The sequence below is a fragment of the Geomicrobium sp. JCM 19039 genome (assembly GCF_000698145.1).
GTDB lineage: Bacteria > Bacillota > Bacilli > Bacillales > Marinococcaceae > Geomicrobium_A.
Window position 1 is genome coordinate 200,739 of sequence record NZ_BAXB01000002.1, and the last position, 22,876, is coordinate 223,614.

Sequence of the window (22,876 nt, forward strand, 5' to 3'; positions counted from 1 at the left end):
GATACAAAACAAATTACTTAAGGAGTGAAGTTTCTTATGAAAAAGAACTGGCAGAGAATCGGTCTTGCATCTGCTTTGTCTTTCACACTTGTCGCTGCAGGATGCGGCACAGATGATGGCGATGACAACGGTGCAGATTCAACCGACGATAACGGCACGGGTGAGGAAGCAGACGACGAGGAAGACTCCGATGATAACGGTGAAACAGCGAACTATGGTGAAGAAGTTAACTATACGATCGTCGGCATTGACCCAGGTGCTGGTGTAGTAGCTGCTGCAGAGCAAGCGATCGAAGATTACGACTTAGAGGGATGGAGTGTTCAAACGAGTTCATCCGCAGCGATGACGCAAGAGTTGACTAACGCATATGAGAATGAAGAGCCGATTCTTGTGACAGGTTGGACACCTCATTGGAAGTTTGAAGCGATGGACCTGAAGATTCTTGATGACCCAGAATTATCTTTTGGAGAAGCGGAGAGCATCCACACGATCGTACGTGAAGGTCTAGAGGAAGATCTGCCAGAAGGCTTTGCGGTTCTTGATAACTTTGCGTGGACAGCGGCTGATATGGATGAAGTGATGCTTGAAATTAGCGAAGGCGTTGCTGAAGAAGAAGCGGCACAAAACTGGATCGACGCGAACGAAGACGTTGTTTCTGAGTGGACAGCGGATGCTGGCGAAGTTGACGGCGAGTCAATTGACCTTGCATACGTTCCTTGGGAAACAGAGATTGCTTCAACGAACGTTGTTGCTCTTGTACTAGAGAGCATTGGTTATGAAGTAAACATGAGCTCAATGGAAGCAAACATTATGTTCACAGCTATTGCCAATGGCGATGCTGACGGAATGGTTGCGGCTTGGTTACCGTACACGCATGAAGAATATTATGCACAAATGGAAGATCAATTCGTAGACCTTGGTCCAAACGTAGACGGTGAAGCCGCCCTAGGACTTACGGTTCCTTCTTATATGAACATTGATTCTATTGAAGACTTACGTGAAGATTAATAGCTAGAAATTATTGAAATGTAACACCGCAAGCTTTCGCTTGCGGTGTTTTTTTGCGCAACTTTTGACAACAAACAATGATGAGTTCTAAAAAGTACGTGTTTTTGGCCAGTGCGATTGGTGAATGGCTACCCGCAATCAAGTGTTTTCGAATATTCATGGACTTCCTTGTTAAATGTAGGCAATCGTCGTCCGATAATAAAGATAGAGAGGGTGGCGATCATGGAAAGTAGCGCATTCTTTGAAACCGAATATGTGAATGAAGACTTAAACGAATTTGAGATTATCGTCTATCGTGTAGGTGACATATCTTTTGCAATAAATATATTAAAAGTGAAAGAAGTGATTCACCGAGGAGCGATAACAGCAACCCCAAACCGGCATCGTTACGTGTCCGGTACGATACAGTTTCGCGATGAGGCAGTACCTGTCATTGAACTTCATCGTGTGTTGGCGTTAGAAGAGTCATTATCGACCGGTGATGAGAAGATGATGGTCGTGGAAGTGAACGGTCAGGCGATGGTGCTTGCAGTGGATGGTGTTGTAGGCATTTATAACATCAATTGGGCGTCAGTACACAATACCGATGAGCTTTCTGCAGGGTTAGAGTATCTAGCGACAGGTTATGTGAAGATGGATAATGAAACCGTACAATTTCTCGATTACGAGAAGATTATTATGGAAATTCATGATGAACGGCTGGATACCGGATTGACCGAAAAGGTAATGTACGTTGAAGAAAGAAGCAATCAACACATCGTACTCATTGAAGACTCTGTGATGATGCTAAGGTCGATTGAGGACTTCTTCCGCGCTTCTGGGTATACAAATGTGACGACATTTAAAAACGGTCAAGATGCGTTGACCTATCTTTTGGAGGGCGATCACTCCAGTTGCGGGCTACTCGTTACAGACTTGGAAATGCCGGGAATGACAGGTCACCAGTTAACGAATGAATTAAGAAGGAATTCTGTGCATCAAGACTTACCGATTCTTTTATTTTCAGCGATGGTAAGTGAAAATGTACGAGAGCGCAATGAGCAAGTCGGCGTGACTCAACAAGTTCAGAAGCCTGACGTTTCGCAGCTTGTTTCTGTGATGGATGAGCAATTACACATACGCTCCTCTGTATTGTAACAACAAAACTAAAAAATGTGTTATAAAGCCATAACTAAACGCACATCACTTGTAGATGTGCGTTTTTTTTAGTGTATAAAGAGTAGTAATCACACGTGTTAGTTATTTTGTGTTATATAAAAATGGAAATAATTATTGACTGTATTATAACAAAAAGCTACAATGAGCATACACTATTACAATACAAAAGAAAGGGAGAGGATGGCAATGAACGGAAAAACGAGAGAATTAACGGAAAAGTTGAGCGGAGCAGGCCGAGAAGAACCATCTGTTATTCAACAGATAAATGAGTACTACGAAAGAGGTTTTGAGAAGTCGTAAATTCGTCAGATGGTTCCTTCTATGATAAAATGGCTTGAAGCGATTTTATCGTAGAAGGTATGGTGAGTGAAATGGAAGAGAAAGAACGCTTGTTTACTATTGGAGAGACGGTCACATATGAAGGCGAGACGATGAAGGTCATTGCTGAGTATGAACGAACGATTGTAGCGGAATTTAATCGCTTCCCGATTCCTAATAAAGAGGAAGAATTTCCGTTTCGTCGTATCGTTATTAAAAAAGGAAAAGCAAATCGCGTATAAACGATAAAAAGCAACAGCCACCTCGTAGCTGTTGCTTTTTATGTGCCGTATTTTTCAGCAAGTTTTTGTATGGATTCAACGAGTGCAGCTTCTGTTCGACTTGTGATTGGAACTTGTTCATTTGCATGTATATGTACGGGAGGAAAGTCACCGACAATTACGCTATGGTTGGCTTGAATAAACAGCGGGACATCATTCAGATCATTGCCGAAAACGACGAATTCTTCTACGCAAACACTTTGAAAAGCTTGATGTTTGCTCACATTTTTTGCGGTCAAATCAAAACGAGCTTCTCCTTGATGGCGATGCCGTGTGACATTCATCGTTGGAATCGCTTCAAGCAGTGGGGTCGGATCTTGGCAATCTAGAACGAGTATTTTCCCGATAAAAGGGAGTTCGTCCACATTTTTAGCCGTTGCTTCTTCTAGATGCACGTAGCTAGGAAGATATGGTTCGGCGTCATTTCCAACGATGGCGTAGTCCGTGCTTGCTTCCACGAGATAAGTGGCGCCGATGGAGTGCAGTAAACTTTGCACTCTTGCGAATGTATCAGTGTCAATGCCCACAAAACGTCGTAGCTGACGCTGTTCCCAGATTACAGCCCCATTTGCACTAATTAGCCGTGCATCTACCAGCCTTTGATCAAGGACGGGTAGCATGTCCCGGATGCTCCTCGCTGATGCAAACGTGACCGTATGACCAGCCGTTTGCAAACCGAGCAACGTATTCGTAATGTTTTCTGACATTCTTTTGCCTTCAAAAATGAGTGTGCCGTCCAAATCAAATACAAACTGCATGTTACATTCCGCCTTTTTGCCTTCACTTATTAGGATGAAGTGGTAGTGTAAAAGATGTAGCTCTAATCTGCGATAGTCACCAGCATTCGCGCAATGGGTTCAAAGTGATCGTAATTGATTTTGTAGTTCCCTTTATAAACAGCGGTATCAATGCTCGTATGGATCACTTCACCGAGAATGACGTGATCTGTGCCAACAGGGATAATCTGAGTGCACGTGCATTCGAAAGCGACTGGTGCTTCTAAAATCGAAGGTGGGGAAACGAGTTTCGATCGTGCAGCAGTGAGGCCGCTTTTAGCAAACTCATCTATATCTTGGTCATAGGGTAAAGACGTTGTATACATCTCATCGGCATGATGGAAAGGAACGATATTGATGACAAATTCGTTCACTGAGCGAATGTTTTCTAACGTATCTTTCACGGTGCCTTCGCGATTTTGAGTTCCTGGACCAATTGAAATAAGCAACGTAGGCGGTTGCCTTGATGCAACGGTAAAAAAACTAAAAGGAGCAATATTGCGTGTGCCATCCTCGTGTTGCGACGAAACCCAAGCAATTGGTCGGGGGACGACCGATCCGGTCATCAGTTTGTACATGTCTTGTGTCGTGATGTTTTTAGGTTCAAAGTGGTGGGCGTTTTCTTGAGGCATCTAAACGCCTCCTTTCCGTATGCTCTTCCTTTAGTGTAGCACAACAATGGTTTTTAATTGTGGAACTTGTTTTTAAATTTCCCGCCATGAACTTCTTGGGCGTCCATGACGGTAATAAAAGCTTCTTTGTCAATGTCAAAAACAATGGATTTCAGTTTAAGTACTTCAAGTCGTGTAACAACAATATAGAGCACTTCCTTATCCCGATGAGTAAAAGCCCCGTGACCAGTCATGACAGTTAATGAGCGACCGAGACGGTGAACAATCTCGGAACTGAGCCGCTTATGCTTGTTGGATACAATCATGACGGCTTTCGTTTCGTCGATTCCTTGTAAAACGGCATCAATCGTTTTCGATGCAACAAAGTACGTAATAATTGAGAGCATCGCTTGCTCCCACCCGAACACAAACCCTGCCCATGCGAAGATAAAGATATTCACAAACATGATAAATTCACCGACAGAAAAGGGAAGGTTCCTCGTAAGAAGAATCCCGATAATCTCGGTCCCGTCTAACGCCCCGCCGTGCCGAATGACAATTCCGATACCGGCACCTAGAATAAACCCACCAAAAAGTGTTGATACGAGTGGTTCATGAATAAATGAATCCATATGAGCCAATTGCTGCTCTAAAATGGCAAGCACGACAATGGCAAATAACGATGTAAGAAAAAAATGCGGGCCGATTTGCTTTAATCCAAAAAATAAAAACGGTAAATTGATAATGAGAACTAATAATCCAAAGCCCAAACCGGTGATTTGATTTAAAATTAAAGAGACCCCAATGACGCCCCCGTCAATGACCATATTAGGTATAAGAAAAAGTTGAATCGCAACGGCGGTTAAGGTGGCGCCGGTAGACACCATGAAACAACGATAGATCAGTTTCGAGATCGGACTTTGTTTTCTTGTCACATACATCCGAAACGCCCTTTCAATCAAAAGTGTTTGGGGAAAAGATTGCCTGTGTATTAACATATCGTTTCGGTCGGACAAACATGCCAATAAATCAACAAATAGGAGGAATTCTCATGCAACTGAAAGAATGGATGCAAAAACAAGGGTTAGATTGGGTTGTGGAGGAACGAGCCAATTTATGGACCAACCCTAACTACATACCTACAGATCACTCATTTTTAGCCGATCAACAAACCACAGAAGACGCGTTCTTACGTATTCAACGATTTTTACCGGTGCTGTCTCTATTGTTTACAGATGTAAGTGTAGAGATTGATGGATTAGACTCAATCATCCATCTTGTTGATAAAAAATTTGGCGCAGACGTGTGGATGAAACGAGACGACCTGTTACCGATCTCGGGTTCGATAAAAGCGCGAGGGGGAATTTATGAAGTGTTGTACGTGACTGAGCAGATTGCTATTAAACACAAGCTGTTACACTCTGTTAACGACGACTATTTGAAACTCGTTCGTCCAGAAGCGAAACGACTTTTTTCATCCTATGGATTTGTCGTTGGTTCTACTGGCAATCTAGGCTTAAGCATCGGAACCGTTGGACGGGCCTTTGGCTACACGGTTGAAGTACACATGTCAAAAGAAGCAAGCGATTGGAAGAAACGTAAACTTAGAGAAATCGGTGCGATTGTTACAGAACACGAACAAGACTACAGCTCTGCAGTTAAGGCAGGTCGAAATGAAGCGGCAAAACAAGAGAAGTGGCATTTTATTGACGATGAGTTGTCTGAGACCTTATTTACGGGATATAGCACGGCAGGAATTCTCGTTAAGAGACAACTGAAAGAACAAAACATCCGTGTCGATGCAAACCATCCGCTCATTGTGTATTTGCCTTGTGGGGTAGGCGGTGGCCCTGGCGGGGTTCTTTGCGGCTTAAAACAGCAATTTGGTGAGCATGTGCACGGCTTCATGATGGAACCAACCGCATCTCCATCGATGCTACTTGGACTTGTAACGGGCCTTCATGACAACATTTCGGTTTATGATACGGGACTTACAAATCAAACGATTGCCGACGGTTTAGCTGTGGCTACGCCATCTAGGTTTGTCGGTCAACGAATCGAACCTTTTTTGAGTGGGTGTATGACTGTGCGTGATGAAACGCTGATCCAACTCCAAAAAAAGATGTTCTCTAAGCAGAATATCTACTTAGAGCCTTCAGCGGCAATTGGATTAGCAGGACGAGACCTACTCGAACATACCGAAGCTGGCAAACGTTACATAGAAATGAATTTCACTGAGACGGCGTGGAAACAGACTACACACCTCGTCTGGTCGACAGGAGGCAGTATGGTTCCGATTTCGGAACGAGGGGGATGCTCATGAGTAACTTTTACGAAGAAGTATATGCGCTCACAAAACAAATCCCTCCAGGCTCTGTTGCAACGTACGGCCTCATTGCACGGTGGCTTGGAAACCCGAGAGGTGCTCGGGCGGTTGGCTGGGCGCTGCAAAGAACGCCTCACGGTGCTCGTATTCCAGCTCACCGGGTCGTGCGTCGAGATGGCACGCTAGCAGCAGACCATGTATTTGGGGGATCAGACATACAAAAAGAACTGCTTGAAAATGAAGGTGTGCCCTTTACCGGTAATGACCGCATTGATATGAACAAAGCCGTGTGGTCAGGTCCAGTAACGGATCGTTTTGATGCATAGATTTTCCCGATCAGGTAACGATAGAACTGAATTCGGAACATCTAGGCGAAGGAGCGAAGCAACATGGATGATGAAAAGAAATGGCGTGCATTTGGAACGAATGCAGATGGCGCAGGGGACGCAAATGACGAACGAAAAGCAGAAAATGAGAATGACGACACACTAACAAATCGGCAAGGTCAGCCGGTCAAAGACAACCAGAACATTCGAACTGTCGGAAACCGTGGACCTTCGACACTTGAAAACTACGATTTCTTAGAGAAAATGAGTCATTTTGATCGAGAGCGAGTGGCGGAGCGTGTCGTCCACGGGCGAGGTGCGGGTGCGCACGGATATTTTGAATCGTATGGAAAAGTAGGAGATGACAATATTTCCAAATATACGAGAGCGAAAGTGTTCACAAACACAGAAGCGAAAACGCCAGTATTCGTACGCTTTTCAACCGTTATTCACGGTACTCACTCCCCGGAAACGTTGCGAGATCCTCGGGGTTTTGCCGTTAAGTTTTATACAGAAGACGGGAACTGGGATTTAGTCGGAAATAATTTAAAAATCTTTTTTATTCGAGATGCACTAAAATTCCCGGATATGGTGCATGCATTTAAACCTGATCCGGTCACAAACGTTCAAGATATGGAGCGGTTTTTTGATTTTGTTGCTTCGAGTCCTGAATCCACACATATGATTACGTTTTTGTTTAGTCCGTGGGGGATTCCTGCGAATTATCGGCAAATGCAAGGTTCTGGTGTGAATACGTATAAGTGGGTCAATGCAGAAGGCAAAGCCGTCCTTGTGAAGTATCACTGGGAGCCGCTGCAAGGCATAAAAAACTTGACCCAAACAGAAGCGGATGATATTCAAAGTCAAAACTTTAATCATGCAACTGAAGATTTGTACAAGGCCATTGAAGATGGGGATTATCCAGAATGGGAACTTTACGTACAAATTATGGAAGACGGTGAACATAAAGAACTTGACTTTGACCCATTAGATGATACGAAGCTATGGTACAAAGACAAGTTCCCGTGGTATAAAGTTGGGAAAATGACGCTCAATAAAAACCCACAAAATTATTTCGCAGAAGTAGAACAAGCAGCATTTGGAACGGGTGTACTCGTCGATGGCCTGGATTTTTCTGACGATAAGATGTTGCAAGGTCGTACGTTTAGTTATTCCGACACTCAGCGTTATCGTGTTGGTGCCAACTACTTGCAATTGCCAATCAATGCACCGAAAAAACGAGTGGCTACAAATCAACGAGATGGGCAAATGGCCTATCACGTCGATAGTCCGAAGAGTCATAACCCACATATTAATTATGAGCCTTCCTTACTTGGAAGCTTGCAAGAAGCAGATCGAGAGGGTCGCAAGTTTCATGAACCCGAAATTCACGGAAAGCTCGTTCGTGAAGCGATTGATCGTCCGAATAACTTTGGACAAGCAGGTGAGACGTGGCGAAGGTTCAATGATTGGGAACGTGATGAGCTCATTACGAACTTATCTGGAGCGCTTGCAGATGCGGACACTCGCATTCAAGAATCGATGATTAAAAACTGTACAGAAGCGGATCAAGAATACGGCAAACGACTAAAAGAAAGGTATCGAGAAGCAAATTGCAAGCACAAAAGCAAAGCATGATGAAGGTGTAGAAAAATCACGTGAAATGGGTCAATCATCAGATCCATACTAGACAAAAAAGCTGCGAGAGTGGATTCTCGTAGCTTTTTCATTGACCCAATCTGAATGTATCCGCGAGTGAAGTGTATATAAAGTAACTTATGCCCATCGTCATTTTTAGCAATCTTCAACTATAATAAGAGTTTGCAATTCATTTATTAAATAAGGTGGTGGGGAAGCTGATCATTCGATTAATAGGGATGATTCTTGTAGTGATGATGGCTAGTTTCTCTGGAGTAGCAACAGCAGAAGAAGAAACCGATGCTGCAGCAGCACTAGCCGAGCAGATGATAGGGGAAAGTTCAGGCGACTGGTTAACATCAGAGTTTGTTCAGTATGTTTTCCAAGAAGCGAAGTCAAAGAGCATACCAAGGTATGCCCATGAGCAACAACAGGTTGGCGAGCCCGTTGAGAAACAGGCCTTAAAAGCTGGTGACGTTGTTTTTTTCCAGGGGACAGGCTTGATGTCTGGTATCTATTTGGGTGAGGGGAACTTTGTCATTGTGACGAGCGAGGGAATCTCTCTACGAAACTTACATTCGAGTGCATATTGGGAAAATGCATACACTGGAGCCGTTCGGTTTGATCATGATATAACTGATGAAGCAGCGACACTAGCGATTGCTTTGTTAGGGGAGAATGTTCAGAATTGGATCACATCGGAATTTGTTCAACATGTGTACGCTGAATCAAAACAAATTTCATTGCCGCGGTCCGCTGTCCAACAATGGATTGAAGGTGAGGCTGTATCGGAGCCAGAGCCTGGTGATGCCGTCTTTTTTCAAGGTTCGTACTTAATGTCAGGAATTTATATTGGTCACGGAAGATTTGTCATTGTGACGAGTGAAGGCATTTCTGAGCGGAATATGGAGACGAGCAGTTACTGGGGTGAGCGCTATATTGGCGCAAGGCATTTTGAAAGCACTGAACCACCAGTTTCTACAGATGATGAAATTGTCGAATTGGCGAGAGAGCTGATTGGGACTCCGTACAATCGTTCTGGCACAAACCCGAATGAAGGGTTTCACTCTGGATCATTCGTATTTTATGTGTTCAAAGAGATTACGGGTAGTTGGTTATCCATGCGTACAGCTGCACTGTTTGAAACCGGTGACTCGGTTCAACGAGACGAGCTTGAACCTGGAGACCTTGTGTTTTTTGAGAATGATGAGCAAGAGCTTATCGTTGGTATTTATGCTGAAAATGACCAATTTGTCATTGCAACCTCGTCTGGTGTTGAGGAGCGACACATGGAATACAATCGCTATTATGAAGAGCGTTATGTAGGTGCGGTCCGTTATACCGGTGAACTACTTGAGAAAGCTCATCCGTCCACGTACGAAAACGCCGACCATCCGGTAGTGCGAGAGTCGATGAAGTATTTAGGAACACCATATTTAATGACGGGCAGTACATTGGATGCGTTTGATTGTTCGTTTTTAGTGCAAATGCTTTTTCGCGATGCGATGGACATCTATTTGCCGCGAATTAGCTATAAGCAGTGGGAAGTAGGAGAGACGATGATCCCTGAAGGAGCCGATATAGAAGCGATCGACTTGGACGATGAGCTTCAGCCTGGAGATGTTTTATATTTCTCCGGGACATGGCAGTCTGACATTTCTCATACAGCGGTCTATTTGGGTGATGATTACATCGTTCATGCCACCGGAGAAGAAGGGCAGACAACGATCTCTCATATGACACAATATTGGCGAGACCATTTTACTGGGGCGAAGCGTTTTGATGATCTAACGATTTCATTTGAAAATGATATCGTCTATGAAGCCTTTCAGCAAGTAGGTTTAGACTACCTGGCTGGTGGGAGTAGTCCAGATGAAGGGTTTGATACAGGAGGACTTGTTCAGTATGTCTTTAAAAAAGCGTGGGACTACAATATGCCCCGTTTTGGGAGATTGCAAATGGAGCAGGGCACACCAATAGGTGACGCAGATGCACAACCTGGCGATGTGTTATTTTTCCAAGGCTCAAGCATTATTCCCGCCATCTATATTGGGAACAATCAAATGATTGTGGCGACTGTCGCCAATGGAGTCACTGTCATTGATCTTACAACGAGTGACTACTGGCCACCACGGTTTATTGGTGCAAATACCTATACACACCAAACCGAAGAAAATGGAGCAGCCCGAGTAGCAGAGGGACTCATTGGTCAATCGTTCAATGATACTTCTCTTTCATTTATTGTTCATATTTATGAGCAAGGGGAAGACGTTCAATTGCCAACAAGCTGGGATGAGCTAAGAGATTTCGGTGATGACGTTCACATTGAGGAGTTACAAGTCGGAAACCTCATATTCTTTGATGACCCAACAATCGTTGGCATCTATATTGGAGATGGAAAATTTATTACAATTGTGAACGAACAGGTAAGTGTACAATCGTTAAATGGAGATTTTCGCTGGCTCGATCGTTTTTCTAGTGCAACGAGCATTGAGTAATCTGCACGTGTTGAAGTTTGGAACTTTCTAATGGATGCTTCACTTCTAAATGGAATGAACGTAAGATATCGGTTTTTATTTTCCAGTACAAGCGGTTGATTGCACTCCAGAGCACAAGGGCAACATCGGTGGCCAAAAGATGCCCACCGTGTTTTCTATGTAGTCCAGACTACAAGTGCAACATCGTTGGTCAAAAGACGCCCACCGTGTTTTCTATGCAGTCCAGACTACAAGTGCAACATCGGTGGTCAAAAGACGCCCACCGTGTTTTCTATGCACGCCAGAGCATAAGGGCGATGCGGTTTACGTTTCTGCCTACTGTCTACGGTGTGTGGAAAGAAGTCTAAATGCCCCATATATTCATTAATGTGACACTTGAGAAAGAAAAATTATGATTTTAAACGTGAATCCGCACATAAACGGAGTCAATGGTCACAAATCGCGATATATGTGACTGCTGAGGGGCGAAAGTGCCCGGTTTGAGTTGGATTGTCACATAAGTGACAGGTCATGACATTCCTTGCGCCAAGTGGTGATCATCAGTCGCGTCACTTTACACTTCGACAATCGCTTTCCGTTTTGGTCCCGAACCTTGTAGTGACGAGCAACGATCGACAACGAAGTTGTCGAGGTGAAACGAGGGGAACATCAACAGACAATAGGTACGTGTTTGCCTGTAAAGGCCGATCTCGAACATAGGGATCAGTGAATTTCTTTCGTTGAACTTGTATAGACTAAAAAGCCAACATCACCGTTGAAATGACCTCCGCTCTGTTTACTTTGCACTCCAGAGCACTGTACACGTCTTTTATAAGTGGACAAGCGCTTGGCGTTGTTCCTAAATCAATCACCATCGATATCGTCGGTTTGAAGCGAAACTGAACTGCCATAGGCATGGTGCATGCCGCTGTCTCATATAAAAACGGATCGCTCCATCAAATGATGGGGCAATCCCGTTTCTTTAATCGTTCTTTTTCTCACTGTCTTGCGGGTTTTCATTCGTTTCTTCTCGTTTTGTTTCTTCCATATCTTCTTTGATTTCTTCTTTAATTTCTTCGTAAACTTCTTGTTTCCAGTCGTCGTAAAATTCTTCTTTAATGTCTTCTTTTAGTTGTTCGGTCCGAGCGATCTGTTCATTTCTTCGAATCTCTTTCAAATCTCGACCCATCATGATCAGCATGCAGATGATCATGGCGATCATAATGAAACTAAACGGGAGCGCTGATGCAATGGCTGCCGTTTGTAGACCCTCCAAACCACCAGTTAACAAGAGTACACTAGCCGTACCGGCAATGAGTACGCCCCAGATAAATTTGATTGAAAGCATTGGCTTTAAGCCGCCTTGTGACGTCATAACTCCGAGTACGTAAGAAGCAGAGTCGGCGGAGGTAATGAAGAAAATACCAATTAAAATAAAGGCGAGAATACTCGTAATAAAAGCAATTGGCAAACCGCTAAGCATGTCAAAGAGGGCGTTTTCTGGATTCTCAGCGACAACACTTGCGATGCCTGTATTTTGCTCAATTTCTTGGAAAAGTCCAGTACTACCAAACGCTGTAAACCAAATCACACCAACGAGAGAAGGGAGTAGAAGAACGCCCATCATAAATTCACGTACAGTACGTCCCCGTGAAATTCTTGCAATAAACAAACCGATAAATGGCGCCCAAGACATGTGCCAAGCCCAAAAGAAAATCGTATTATTTCCGAGCCAATCGGAATCTGAGTATGGTGTCATCTGCAAACTCATTGGAATGATGTTTGCAATATAACCGCCTAGCACTTCAACAAAGTTGTTGGCAATAAAGATGGTTGGTCCAGCAATAATCACAAAGAGTAATAACACAGCGGCGAGAACAAAGGTTGACATTACTCAAATACTTGATCCCCCGATTCACACCGGAAGCCGCAGAAACCATAAAGAGTACCGTCACAATCCCGATAATCGTAAACTGAGTGAGAAAGTTATTCTCAATATTACTAATATACGATAAGCCACCGGACATTTGCAGCGCGCTCAAGCCAAATGTTGTTGCCACACCCATGGCCGTTGCAAGGACAGCGAAGATGTTGATACTTTTTGCTGGCCAACCAGCAATTTTGTCACCCATTAATGAGGTGAATGCCGAACTAATTAAGGCAGGTTGATTTTTTCGGAACTGTACATAAGCGAGAACGAGTCCGACGAGTCCGAAAATGGCCCAAACGTGTAGTGACCAATGAAACACACCGTACCTTAAACCGACAGTCGCAGCTTCAGCAGTACCGGGCACAACATTGTCAGGTGGATCGTCGAAATAGAGGACAGGTTCAGCAACACCCCAAAACACAAAACCAACACCAATACCTGCTGCGAAGATCATACCTATCCATGTCGGGTAATTATATTCGGGTCGGTCATCTGAACTTCCGAGTCGAATCTTACCAAATGGACTGACGACAAGGAAAAGGGAAAGAGCAACAAAAATGCGGTAATTATCATATAATACCAACCGAAGTTCTCTAGCATAAAGTCCATAGCGGTGTTGGCAGCCGCATCCATTGACTCTGTGCCAAGAGCCCCCCAAAGCACGAACGCCGTTACTAAAATCGCGGATATGGCAAATACGATATCCGGGCGTTTTGTTTCATATGTATAATGTTTAGACATATTCACAGTAAAGGTTTAATTCCCTATACCTTTACCTTCCTCCTTCCAAATTTCTAACATTGCGCATTTGAATGTTAGACGGTATACAGTATCTTACCCAAATCTCTCCTTTCATTAACATGAAATTACTTCATCGTTGAAATAAAAACAATCCGAATTAACGTAATCCGAATTGTTGTGATAAGTCCACGTCTGACTCTACAGACGACAAAAAGGACTTAAGGACAGTTACGTGCACTGTAACATTCACCCCTTCGGGGGTCGTAATAAACACATGTCCGTCTTGTTTCGCTTTTTTGAACTGATATCCGTCTACATGAAACAATACTCGTTCATCAGGTCTTGCCATGATTGATCACCTCGTGTCACTATTGTACAGAAAAAACCTCTACATTTCTATCACTTCTCTAGAAAAGAAAAGTATGTGAAAATAGAAAAATGGCTATAGCAAAGGATGAAGGCGAATGAGTGAATGGGAAAAACTTGTAAATGACAATGTTCAATCGATCGAAGTATCTGGAATTCGTCAATTTTTTAATCGGGTGAGTGAAGTGCCTAATGCGGTACAACTCACACTTGGGCAACCGGATTTTCCAACACCTGATCACGTGAAAGAGGCGGCAATTCAAGCAATTAAAGAAGGCAAGACGACGTATACCCCAAATGCGGGGATCCTTCCTTTAAGAAAAGCTGCGTCCCGCTTCTTGCATACGAATTACAACCTCAATTACGACCCACAAATGGAAGTCATCACGACGGTAGGGGCAAGCGAAGCGTTGGATCTTGTGATGCGCACGCTCATTAATGAAGGTGATGAAGTAATTGTCCCAGCGCCGGCCTATCCGGCGTACGAGTCATTGATTCGTATGAGAGGGGCTGAACCGGTGTGGGTCGATACAAGGGAAACACAATTTAAATTAACGGCTGAGGCACTACAACGAAAGATCACATCGAATACGAAAGCTGTGATCTTATCTTACCCATCCAACCCGACGGGTGTCACGCTGAACGAGCAAGAACTTCAAGCGATTGTCGATGTGCTCGTAAATCAACAAATTTTTGTTATTAGTGATGAAATATACAGCGAGCTTGTATATGAGGGAACCATGTGTCCATCGCATCAATACCGAAGATGAAAGAGCGAACATTTGTCGTCAATGGCGTATCAAAATCTCACAGTATGACAGGCTGGCGAATTGGCTTTTTATTCGGACCCGCATCATTAATGAAACAGGTGTTAAAAGTTCATCAGTATAACGTGTCTTGTGCGTCTTCCGTTTCTCAGTATGCAGCGCTTCAAGCGTTAGAACATGGACAAGACGATCCTCAAGTGATGCGCGAAGCGTATCAAAAGCGGCGAGATTATATGATGGAAAGGCTGGAAGCCATGAACTTGCCGTTTGCAAGTCCAAGCGGCGCGTTTTACTTGTTTGTTTCCATTGAAAAAACAGGGCTTAGTTCTTTTGAGTTTGCCGATCGCTTGTTAAATGAAGCACAGTTGGCTGCAGTTCCCGGAACCGCTTTTTCAACGTATGGCGAAGGGTTCATTCGCATATCGTACGCCTACAGTATGGACAATCTAAAAGAAGCGGCCGATCGGTTAGAAACATTCGTTAAACGGTTTAACGTTTAGGAGATTTGGATACGTACGGGTTGTCTTTTTCAAAGAAACGCCACGGATACATTTTCGCTTCTTGACTGTTTGGTATGCCGATTCGTGGCGAAGTGGCGATGTCACCGCAACCCGATCCTTCCTCAAGGTATAACGTCTCACTGTTTAAAGGGTGGGCGTTATGTTTATGTTTTTGAATGTGGAAGGCTTGTCCGAGTTTACCGGGTCCGTTCGTTAACTGGAACACTTCTCGTTCCTTTAATTCGTGGAGTGGTTTCTGAAAGCGTCTGTGACTCATATGCTGGAGCCCCTCTAAAGGCTCTACAGCACGTATGAGAACGCCTTCTGGATAACCCGCACCTTTCGTCACGACATTTATGCAATGGTGAATGCCGTAATTAATGTACACGTAAAGAACGCCGGCATTTCCAAACATCGTTTTGTTTTTGTTCGTGATCTTGCCGCCAAATGTGTGGCTTGCTCGGTCATCAGGCCGATATAGGCTTCAGTTTCTACAATGCGGCCTTTGAGGACCTCGCCTTCTTCTGTGTGATGAACGAAATGTTTACCGATTAATTCACGGGCTACAATTAGCGTATCTCGCTCAAAAAAAGCGGTTTGTAACTGCATAATACAACTCCTTTAAGCAAAGCGATTGAGATCAATCCAAAGTTCCAGTATGATGGAGGAAAGTGAAGGAGTTGAATTCCTTCTCGAACAATGATTGTTGAGGTGAAATCATGGCTGATGAAAAGCTATTAGAAGAAACGAGAGAACGAGTTCTTGCCGAACTGGAAAATGTGATTGACCCAGAGCTTGGTGTTGATATTGTTAATCTCGGTCTCGTCTATGACATTGATCTTGATGAGAACATGAATACGACCGTTATTATGACACTCACATCGATGGGTTGTCCACTTGCAGGGATGATTCAATCAGAAGTGAGAAATGCCCTCGCTGATTTAAGTGAAAACAAGGAAATTGGCGAAGTGGAAGTGAGCATTGTTTGGAATCCGCCTTGGACGAAGGACAAGATGTCACGTTACGCAAAAATTGCCCTCGGTGTGGCAGATTAATGATGAAATAAAAAGAGAGGCACGGGGCTTTCGCTCTGTGCCTCTCTTTTTATTTGGTTAGATTCTACACGTCTAATTTCCGAAGTTCATCAACAGTGTTTTTAAACATGTTCAACGCGTTTTTAATCGGCACATCGGATGTTAAGTCCACTCCGGTATCAAGGAGCAAGTCAAGAGGATCTTTCACACTGCCACTTTGTAAGAACGTATGGTAATTCTTCAATGTTTCTTCGTCGCCATCAAGAATTCTCATCGCAATGTCAATGGCTGAAACAAAGCCCGTTGCGTATTGGTAAACGTAAAATGCGCGGTAAAAATGGGGGATGCGTGACCATCCGTATTTTACTTCATCATCAAACACGATCTCATCACCGAAGTACGTCCGGAATAAACCTTCATACAGTTCATTAAGGGAGGACGCATCGAGCGGTTCTTCGGCTTCGGCACGTTCGTGCGTTTGTTTTTCGAAATCGGCAAACATGACTTGTGTAAAGAACGTGCCTCGAAATTGTTCAATAAAATGGTTAAGCAAGTAGGCGCGTTTTTTTTGATCGGTCGTTTCTTTTAGTAGGTGCTGGATGAGCAACACTTCATTCACTGTAGAGGCGACTTCAGCGACAAAGATTTTGTACGACGCTGAGATTTGCGGCTGCATTTTGCTTGAATAGTGGCTATGGAGCGCATGACCCATCTCATGTACGAGTGTGAACAAGCTGTTTAAGTCATCATTGTGATTTAAGAGAACGAACGGGTGAACACCGTAAACGCCCATGTTGTAGGCTCCAGACTTCTTTCCTTTCGTCTCTCGAACATCGATATTGCGCTTGTCTTTAAATGCACGTAACTGTTCGATATAATCATCACCAAGGGGCATAAGCGCCTGAATCATCGTCTCGTATGCCTCATCATAAGGGATGTCTTCTTTAACACCGGCGACAATCGGTGCACTCAAGTCATACTGACGAAGTTCTTGAACCGCTAGACGCTCTTTGCGAAGCTTCGCATAATCGTGTAGTGGTTGGCTATTGTCTTTTGCGGCTTGAAGAAGATTCTCATATACTTCACTCGGAATGTTGTCGCTAAACAACGCTTCATCCAAGGCTGAGTTGTAGTTGCGGATCTTTGCGAGACTGGCATTCGTTTTCACTTCGGATGCATAGTTCGTCGCAATCGTATTGTTCATCTGTAAATACGGCTTGTAGTATGCTTTGTACGCTGCTTTTCGAACGTCTCGGTCTTCGTCTTCAAGCATTTTTGAGTACATGCCTCTAGTAAGCTGAACTTCTTCGCCCTCTTCATTGTGAACCATGCCGAACTGGATGTCGGCGTTATTATACATATTGTACGTATTGCTTGGAGCTCCAATCGTTTCGCTCAGTTGAGAAAGCAGCTCTTCTTGCTCTTTTGAAAGAACGTGTGGTTTATAGCGAAATGATTTCCATAACTCATCTTCAAAGTACTGCAACTCTTTTTCTTCGTTGATGTAAGACGTTAACGTATCTTTGGACAAGCTGAGCAGAAACGGCATAAAAAAGGCGCTTGCTTCACTCATTTTCACGCTGAGCTGTGCTGCTTTGCCACTTAATCTTTGCGCATTTGTATCACGAGTATCAATGTCAGATAAAAACATACTATACGCAAAAACTTTACGGGCAATAAGTGAAAGGTGCTCTTGTTTTTTCAAATAAGCGAGAAGGGAAGAGGCATCTGTAATGTTATCTTCGAATTGAGCCAATTCATCTGCAAGCTGTTTGCACGTGTCCACATCTTTTTGCCAAGCCTCTTCGTTTTCATATAGATCGGTTAGATCCCATTTTTCTTGTTCAGGTACGTCTTCTCTCGACGTGTACGAAGTTGCCATGAACAATCACCTGCTTTTCATGAATTTAGGGAACGCTCTTTTGGCGTTCATGCGTTTTGATGCAATGCTGACGCTAAAGCGGCTACGAGTTGGTCAGCGACATGCTTCATCCCGTAGATGCCGACCTTTTCTTCAGCGTCTTTGTTATAGTTTGTGTTTGTGTTGACGTCGTATGTGTACAGTGTGCCGAACTCATCACGAATAAATTCAATCCCTGCAAAAGATATGCGATGTGTTTGCAAAAATTCCTCATATTTTTTAATGATTTCGTGTTGGAAGTTCGGAATGATTGAAAATTTATCCCGATCCCGAGGCTGATCGGTTGTCGGGCAAAAAGCATCATCGATCTGGCACACATCTGCTGGGCAAAGTTCAAAGCCATCAGACGTGTCCACGTTCACTGCATACAGAAACTTCCCGTTTACGAATTCGCACCGTGTAATCACAGAGTCGGGGTTGTTAATGTATGTTTGCAAAAGCGTAATCCCATCAATGGAGGGTTCAAAATCTGTCTGTAAGTAGCGTTCTAACCCAGCTGTGTCTTGGAAAAGGTGAACGCCGAGTCCTTTACCTGCTCGGTTATGCTTCGTAATAAAAGGGGCGCTGCCCATCTGTTTGCTCGCATCGAGAATCGCTTGTTTTCCGCTAGCTGCAATCGTCTCTGGCACACGAATGCCGTGTGAAACCAAGCTCGTGTATTGAGCCGCCTTACTTAATTCTAGCTGTAACGCTTCTGTACCGTTGAAAACGGTGCGATTGTAGCTTTCTAACCAACGAAGGACCGCAGCGGTATATTCTGGAGCGTACCGGTGTCCCCGTGTATGTGAAGACGCGCTCATACGGTTGTAAAATACACCTTCAGGCGGGGCTTCCATTAAGTTGACCGACCCTTCATGCAAGTGCCACAATTCAAATTCTGCACCAAGCGTTTCAAGGGCGGTTTTTAGTGGAGCAGTCCATTCATCATTTTCATGGAGTACATAGATTTTTGCCATTATTTCACACCCTTTTCTATTCCTGATTGTAAAGCAGATGACCAAGCAGTGCAAAAAAAGCGATTGCAATGAAAGAGTGGAAAATATACACGGAAAAAAGGAGAGGTCAAACAAAAAGCAGTATACTGATTGGGGTATATCGAATTTTTGTTTGCCGTCACGAGGTGCGCATTGATGTCCCCGTTCCACCTAGCGTCATGTTCCGGTTATGGACGGCTGTTATCACGAAGAACTTATGACCGCTACCGTCGGTGCAGAAAATCGTGAAAAACGAACTATATAAATTGAACTAAACAATTTCACTGATATGATCGACATCGCTCGTTGCCGATCGTTGTTCGTCTCTGTATGTGTTACGGGCAAAGCGGAAAGCTTTTGCCCAAGGGTAAAGAGAAGTGACCGATGGTCATCACTTGGCGCAATGTATGTTGCGACCTCCCGCTTTTTTATGTGACAATTCAGCCCTCAAACCCGAAGGGTCACGGAAATAAATATATGTGACACTTCGACTGCTTTCTATACACCCTAGCGAGTAGACAGAAAAGGGAACCATGTCACCTTTGTGCTCTGGAGTCCAACCATCCAGCTGTAGTGGAGAGCAACAAACCACAGCCAACTTCAGGAAAATCTAAAGTTCATACGATGTAGATCACCAATATTCTGAAAATCTCCAACCTCGGTAGGGGGGCAAATGCAAACGCAAACTTCTTCGTATAAGTGGATGTCGAAAGTTTCGCTAGTATTGCTCGCTCAGCTCGATGCAAAAGTAAGCGTGAAGGATTGTATAATTTGCATTACGTGAAAAATGTAAAGTACAACATATAAATTTCCACACGGCTATTCGTAACAATATAACAACGGTCGTCCGAGCATGGGAAGGTGAAGAACGAACATCTTGGCATAGAAAAGAGCCGTCGTCTAGAATAACGGCTCTAATTGAAACGATGGTTATGCGTAACTTTCTTCTAACTGCTGCACGAGCGAACCGACATAATTGACGGCTTCAGAAATCGGCTCTGCGGTAGAAAGATCAACCCCTGCAATACTGAGGAGCTCAAGCGGAGATTTCGATCCCCCAGCTCGTAGCATGTCTAACCAACGCTCGACTGCTGGGGCTCCTTCTTCAATAATTCTTCTCGATGCATAGGTGGATGCGGTGAGACCTGCCGAATACGTGTAAGGGTATAAGCCATGTAATAGTGAGGCTGGCGCATCCATGTGAGTGCGGCACCTTTATCAAAAGTAACCGTGTCCCCCCAAAATCCTTGAAGTGTCGCAAGTTTAAGTTCATTTAATTTGTCTGCTGTTAGAATCGTTCCTTCTTCTGCAGCTTGATAGACTTCCCGTTGGAAATGGGCTTCAAGTAAGTGGGTCACAAAGTTATGATAATACGTACCTAATAATGAGAGGACCACCCACCGTTTCATCTCTTTGCTATCCGCGGTTTTTAAAAGGTGGTCACCGAGAAGCATTTCATTCATCGTTGAAGGCGCTTCGATCATGTACGTTGACGGTCTGGCGCCACCAAGCTTCTGATGTTGATGCGCTGTATAAAAGTGGCCAGCGTGCCCCAGTTCATGGGTGAGGATAAACGTGCCGCGCATCATGTTTGTCCACGTCATGAGAATATAAGGATGCGCACCATAAGGGCTTGCGCAAAATGCTCCGTTTTGTTTTCCGACATTCTCCGCTCGGTCAACCCATCGCTCTTCATACGCTCGGTCAATCATCTTGTTGTAGTCTTCACCCATGACTTTTAGTGAATCTTTAATTAAGGAGAACGCTTCTTCGAAGCTAATGTCTGGATCATAGTCTGGGTCAAGCGGTGCTTTTAGATCAGCGAATGTGAGCTCATCGAGCCCGAGTACATTTTTCTTTAACGTCGCATATCGTTGCATGTATGGACTTAATTCGTTGTAAATCGTATCAATTTGTCGATGGTACATCGCCGGCTCCACATCTTGTTCATGAAGGAGCATGTCAGTGACAGAAGGGTATCCTCGCAAACGAGACACGTTCACTTGTCGCGTTACTTCTGCGGCGTATGTTCCGGCAAACGTATGCTGGTAGTTGCTCAGCCCATCAATAAAGGTTTTGTAGGCATTTCTTCGGATACTCGCGTCTTTTGAGAACTCGTATTTATCTTCAAAAAGAGCAAAGGTAAGCGGGTGAGTATTTCCATTGTCATCTTGAAAGTCAGCGAATGAAAGGTCGGCTGCCTTGCCCTGTTTGTAGATTGAAAACGGAGCACGTAGTGATTCATTTAAAGCAGCAAGCACTTCCTCAGTCTCATCAGAGAGCATGTAATCTTTGTTTTTTCGGATTTTTTGAATTTGTACTTCATACTTGTGTAGCTCGTCATTATCTTTAAAAAATTGGTGCAACGTCTCATCATCTATTTTAACGATTTCTGAATTGATAAAAGCACTTGCTCGGCTAAAGGATGCTTGAAGTTGACTTACTTTCCCTTGCCGGCTTTGATTGTTCGCATCACTTCCATCTGCGGCCACTTTAAGCATCGCGTAAGTGGCGACGGGAATGAGCATTTGCATCATGTTTTCGTACGTTTTCAAGCAGTCCAGCAGCTGTTTGGCACTTTCATGTAGCGTTCCTTGATAAGGCTTTAACCGCGGAAGAATCATTTCGAGTTCTTCATAAGCTTTCTCCCACGACTTGTCTGACGCAAAAAGATTCGTTAAATCCCATGTCTCTTCAGTTCGTACATCTTGTCGGTATTGTTGAATCGCTTGTGTCATTGAAAATCACCCTTTCGTATTTGTTCGTAAAGTTCAAGATTGGCATACACGACTTGTAATGCAGGCGCGTCCAAATGATACGCTTTCGCTTTTTCCAACAGGTACCCTTGAATATGCTCATACTCGACTGCTTGTCCTTTTTCTTTATCTTTTTGCATCGAAGCTTTAAAAGAAGCGTCAAGGTTTTGCCATTGTCGCTTCGCTTTTTGTTGCAAACGCTCTGCATCCATTTCTGGTGCAATCTGTTCAATTAATCGAGCAACCTCATTTATGTAGCGATCGATAAATGACCCTGCACTTGTAGAGGTTCGAATTGTGCCGACGTCGGTATGAAAAAGGGTCGTTGCTCCGGAAAGAATCGTGATGAGCATATATTTTTGCCACATGTCACTTTCAATGGTATCTCGAGTCTTAATATCAGAAACAGAAGAAAGTGCTTTTTCAACCTTAGTGGCAGAGGGCGGAGCAGAATGTGTTCTTCGACCATACATCATCGAGGCATTCGCCCCTTGGTGAAGGATGTGCCCATCTTCGGATAAGGTCGATTCAATAAAGGCAACCCCTCCATACACTTGTGTTTTGGAAAAAGCAGAATCGAGCACATCGAGATGTTGAATGCCATTAAGCAAAGGAATGACGATGGTCTCTGAATGGACAAACGGCAACACATCTTCGATTGCCTCGTGGAGGTGATACGATTTTGTGCTCATAAGAACCACATCAAAAGCTCCGACATCTGCTGTTGTGATAAGATGAGGGTCGAAGATGTTCAAATCACCATTTCTGCTTTTTACGATGAGTCCATTTTTTTGGAGTTGAACACGTCGCTTCGATCGAACGAGGAATGTGACTTGTTGTCCCGCTTCATGAAGCCTTGCTCCGAAGTAACCCCCGACGGCACCGGCGCCGACGACTAGAATTTTCATCATATTGCCCTCCTTTCTCTATTATTTAGTATATCGAAGAAAAAGAAAATTAGAAATACA

The 22,876-nt window shown here is 43.9% G+C and carries 18 protein-coding genes and 4 pseudogenes; 9 read left to right on the top strand and 13 right to left on the bottom strand.

Features of this window, described 5'->3' with window-relative positions:
• Positions 1-36: 36 nt before the first annotated feature.
• Entirely contained in the window at positions 37-1,008 is a 972-nt protein-coding gene (locus tag JCM19039_RS03125) for a glycine betaine ABC transporter substrate-binding protein (protein WP_042423786.1), read from the top strand.
• A 10-nt stretch (positions 1,009-1,018) separates the two neighbouring features.
• On the opposite strand, the gene JCM19039_RS24160 is transcribed toward JCM19039_RS03125, so the two are convergent.
• Entirely contained in the window at positions 1,019-1,168 is a 150-nt protein-coding gene (locus JCM19039_RS24160; protein WP_193744129.1) for a hypothetical protein, read from the bottom strand.
• 62 nt (positions 1,169-1,230) lie between these two features.
• Between JCM19039_RS24160 and JCM19039_RS03130 the strand changes: the two genes are divergently transcribed.
• Together JCM19039_RS03130 and JCM19039_RS03135 are read left to right on the top strand one after the other, a co-directional pair.
• Positions 1,231-2,145, top strand: coding sequence for a chemotaxis protein CheV (locus tag JCM19039_RS03130; protein WP_042423790.1), 915 nt, complete (start codon positions 1,231-1,233; stop codon positions 2,143-2,145).
• Positions 2,146-2,537: 392 nt separating this feature from the next.
• On the top strand, positions 2,538-2,726 hold the full coding sequence (locus JCM19039_RS03135) for a hypothetical protein (protein ID WP_152550062.1): 189 nt from the start codon (positions 2,538-2,540) through the stop codon (positions 2,724-2,726).
• 38 nt (positions 2,727-2,764) lie between these two features.
• Here the strand turns inward: JCM19039_RS03135 and JCM19039_RS03140 are convergent, their stop codons facing one another.
• From JCM19039_RS03140 to JCM19039_RS03150, 3 genes are all read right to left on the bottom strand, one after another.
• On the bottom strand, positions 2,765-3,523 hold the full coding sequence (locus JCM19039_RS03140; RefSeq protein ID WP_042423794.1) for an HAD-IIB family hydrolase: 759 nt from the start codon (positions 3,521-3,523) through the stop codon (positions 2,765-2,767).
• Positions 3,524-3,585: 62 nt separating this feature from the next.
• Positions 3,586-4,173 (bottom strand): flavin reductase family protein, encoded by a 588-nt coding sequence (locus JCM19039_RS03145; RefSeq protein WP_042423798.1) that lies wholly within the window; start codon positions 4,171-4,173, stop codon positions 3,586-3,588.
• Positions 4,174-4,226: 53 nt separating this feature from the next.
• Entirely contained in the window at positions 4,227-5,093 is an 867-nt protein-coding gene (locus JCM19039_RS03150) for a YitT family protein (RefSeq protein ID WP_042423801.1), read from the bottom strand.
• A 110-nt stretch (positions 5,094-5,203) separates the two neighbouring features.
• On the opposite strand from JCM19039_RS03150, the gene JCM19039_RS03155 reads away from it, so the two are divergent.
• The 4 genes and pseudogenes from JCM19039_RS03155 to JCM19039_RS03170 all read left to right on the top strand — a co-directional run bounded on the left by JCM19039_RS03155 (position 5,204) and on the right by JCM19039_RS03170 (position 10,940).
• Positions 5,204-6,475 carry a D-serine ammonia-lyase gene (locus tag JCM19039_RS03155; protein ID WP_042423804.1) on the top strand — a complete coding sequence of 424 codons (1,272 nt, stop codon included), beginning with the start codon at positions 5,204-5,206 and terminating at the stop codon, positions 6,473-6,475.
• Positions 6,472-6,804 (top strand): MGMT family protein, encoded by a 333-nt coding sequence (locus tag JCM19039_RS03160; RefSeq protein ID WP_042423807.1) that lies wholly within the window; start codon positions 6,472-6,474, stop codon positions 6,802-6,804. The genes JCM19039_RS03155 and JCM19039_RS03160 overlap by 4 nt, the downstream gene beginning before the upstream one ends.
• Before the next feature lie 63 nt (positions 6,805-6,867).
• Positions 6,868-8,494: pseudogene (locus tag JCM19039_RS03165) on the top strand (catalase).
• Positions 8,495-8,681: 187 nt separating this feature from the next.
• Positions 8,682-10,940 carry an NlpC/P60 family protein gene (locus JCM19039_RS03170; RefSeq protein ID WP_052398467.1) on the top strand — a complete coding sequence of 753 codons (2,259 nt, stop codon included), beginning with the start codon at positions 8,682-8,684 and terminating at the stop codon, positions 10,938-10,940.
• Positions 10,941-11,901: 961 nt separating this feature from the next.
• On the opposite strand, the gene JCM19039_RS25055 is transcribed toward JCM19039_RS03170, so the two are convergent.
• The 3 genes and pseudogenes from JCM19039_RS25055 to JCM19039_RS03180 all read right to left on the bottom strand — a co-directional run bounded on the left by JCM19039_RS25055 (position 11,902) and on the right by JCM19039_RS03180 (position 13,939).
• The gene (locus JCM19039_RS25055) at positions 11,902-12,810 is read right to left on the bottom strand and encodes a BCCT family transporter (RefSeq protein WP_238544903.1); all 909 of its coding nucleotides are present in this window, start codon (positions 12,808-12,810) and stop codon (positions 11,902-11,904) included.
• Positions 12,725-13,590: pseudogene (locus JCM19039_RS25060) on the bottom strand (BCCT family transporter). Before JCM19039_RS25060 ends, JCM19039_RS25055 begins: the two are co-directional and overlap by 86 nt.
• 157 nt (positions 13,591-13,747) lie before the next feature.
• Positions 13,748-13,939 (bottom strand): hypothetical protein, encoded by a 192-nt coding sequence (locus JCM19039_RS03180; protein ID WP_042423810.1) that lies wholly within the window; start codon positions 13,937-13,939, stop codon positions 13,748-13,750.
• A 115-nt stretch (positions 13,940-14,054) separates the two neighbouring features.
• Here JCM19039_RS03180 and JCM19039_RS03185 point away from each other — a divergent pair.
• Positions 14,055-15,223 (top strand): annotated as a pseudogene (locus JCM19039_RS03185) (aminotransferase A).
• Here the strand turns inward: JCM19039_RS03185 and JCM19039_RS22920 are convergent.
• Both JCM19039_RS22920 and JCM19039_RS24770 read right to left on the bottom strand, forming a co-directional pair.
• Entirely contained in the window at positions 15,213-15,659 is a 447-nt protein-coding gene (locus JCM19039_RS22920; protein WP_202963184.1) for a DNA-3-methyladenine glycosylase, read from the bottom strand. The pseudogene JCM19039_RS03185 and the gene JCM19039_RS22920 overlap by 11 nt on opposite strands.
• Entirely contained in the window at positions 15,578-15,832 is a 255-nt protein-coding gene (locus JCM19039_RS24770) for a DNA-3-methyladenine glycosylase (protein ID WP_052398469.1), read from the bottom strand. Before JCM19039_RS24770 ends, JCM19039_RS22920 begins: the two co-directional genes overlap by 82 nt.
• Positions 15,833-15,942: 110 nt before the next feature.
• Here JCM19039_RS24770 and JCM19039_RS03195 point away from each other — a divergent pair, with 110 nt between their 5' ends.
• On the top strand, positions 15,943-16,278 hold the full coding sequence (locus JCM19039_RS03195; protein WP_042396696.1) for a metal-sulfur cluster assembly factor: 336 nt from the start codon (positions 15,943-15,945) through the stop codon (positions 16,276-16,278).
• A 64-nt stretch (positions 16,279-16,342) separates the two neighbouring features.
• On the opposite strand, the gene pepF (JCM19039_RS03200) is transcribed toward JCM19039_RS03195, so the two are convergent.
• From pepF (JCM19039_RS03200) to JCM19039_RS03215, 4 genes and pseudogenes are all read right to left on the bottom strand, one after another.
• The gene (gene pepF, locus JCM19039_RS03200) at positions 16,343-18,139 is read right to left on the bottom strand and encodes an oligoendopeptidase F (RefSeq protein ID WP_042423812.1); all 1,797 of its coding nucleotides are present in this window, start codon (positions 18,137-18,139) and stop codon (positions 16,343-16,345) included.
• A gap of 47 nt (positions 18,140-18,186) precedes the next feature.
• Positions 18,187-19,134 (bottom strand): RimK family alpha-L-glutamate ligase, encoded by a 948-nt coding sequence (locus tag JCM19039_RS03205; RefSeq protein WP_042423815.1) that lies wholly within the window; start codon positions 19,132-19,134, stop codon positions 18,187-18,189.
• A 948-nt stretch (positions 19,135-20,082) separates the two neighbouring features.
• Positions 20,083-21,890, bottom strand: a pseudogene (gene pepF / locus JCM19039_RS03210) (oligoendopeptidase F).
• Positions 21,887-22,816, bottom strand: a complete 930-nt coding sequence (locus tag JCM19039_RS03215; RefSeq protein WP_042423817.1) for a ketopantoate reductase family protein — start codon at positions 22,814-22,816, stop codon at positions 21,887-21,889. The pseudogene pepF (JCM19039_RS03210) and the gene JCM19039_RS03215 overlap by 4 nt, the downstream one beginning before the upstream one ends.
• Positions 22,817-22,876 lie beyond the last annotated feature (60 nt).

What these genes read in the sequence shown, in the direction of transcription:
- JCM19039_RS03125 (WP_042423786.1), top strand. Translation starts at nt 37, where the DNA reads ATGAAAAAGAACTGGCAGAGAATCGGTCTTGCATCTGCTTTGTCTTTC.
- JCM19039_RS24160 (WP_193744129.1), bottom strand. Translation starts at nt 1,168, where the DNA reads ATGAATATTCGAAAACACTTGATTGCGGGTAGCCATTCACCAATCGCA.
- JCM19039_RS03130 (WP_042423790.1), top strand. Translation starts at nt 1,231, where the DNA reads ATGGAAAGTAGCGCATTCTTTGAAACCGAATATGTGAATGAAGACTTA.
- JCM19039_RS03135 (WP_152550062.1), top strand. Translation starts at nt 2,538, where the DNA reads ATGGAAGAGAAAGAACGCTTGTTTACTATTGGAGAGACGGTCACATAT.
- JCM19039_RS03140 (WP_042423794.1), bottom strand. Translation starts at nt 3,523, where the DNA reads ATGCAGTTTGTATTTGATTTGGACGGCACACTCATTTTTGAAGGCAAA.
- JCM19039_RS03145 (WP_042423798.1), bottom strand. Translation starts at nt 4,173, where the DNA reads ATGCCTCAAGAAAACGCCCACCACTTTGAACCTAAAAACATCACGACA.
- JCM19039_RS03150 (WP_042423801.1), bottom strand. Translation starts at nt 5,093, where the DNA reads ATGTATGTGACAAGAAAACAAAGTCCGATCTCGAAACTGATCTATCGT.
- JCM19039_RS03155 (WP_042423804.1), top strand. Translation starts at nt 5,204, where the DNA reads ATGCAACTGAAAGAATGGATGCAAAAACAAGGGTTAGATTGGGTTGTG.
- JCM19039_RS03160 (WP_042423807.1), top strand. Translation starts at nt 6,472, where the DNA reads ATGAGTAACTTTTACGAAGAAGTATATGCGCTCACAAAACAAATCCCT.
- JCM19039_RS03170 (WP_052398467.1), top strand. Translation starts at nt 8,682, where the DNA reads ATGATTCTTGTAGTGATGATGGCTAGTTTCTCTGGAGTAGCAACAGCA.
- JCM19039_RS25055 (WP_238544903.1), bottom strand. Translation starts at nt 12,810, where the DNA reads ATGTCAACCTTTGTTCTCGCCGCTGTGTTATTACTCTTTGTGATTATT.
- JCM19039_RS03180 (WP_042423810.1), bottom strand. Translation starts at nt 13,939, where the DNA reads ATGGCAAGACCTGATGAACGAGTATTGTTTCATGTAGACGGATATCAG.
- JCM19039_RS24770 (WP_052398469.1), bottom strand. Translation starts at nt 15,832, where the DNA reads ATGCAGTTACAAACCGCTTTTTTTGAGCGAGATACGCTAATTGTAGCC.
- JCM19039_RS03195 (WP_042396696.1), top strand. Translation starts at nt 15,943, where the DNA reads ATGGCTGATGAAAAGCTATTAGAAGAAACGAGAGAACGAGTTCTTGCC.
- pepF (WP_042423812.1), bottom strand. Translation starts at nt 18,139, where the DNA reads ATGGCAACTTCGTACACGTCGAGAGAAGACGTACCTGAACAAGAAAAA.
- JCM19039_RS03205 (WP_042423815.1), bottom strand. Translation starts at nt 19,134, where the DNA reads ATGGCAAAAATCTATGTACTCCATGAAAATGATGAATGGACTGCTCCA.
- JCM19039_RS03215 (WP_042423817.1), bottom strand. Translation starts at nt 22,816, where the DNA reads ATGAAAATTCTAGTCGTCGGCGCCGGTGCCGTCGGGGGTTACTTCGGA.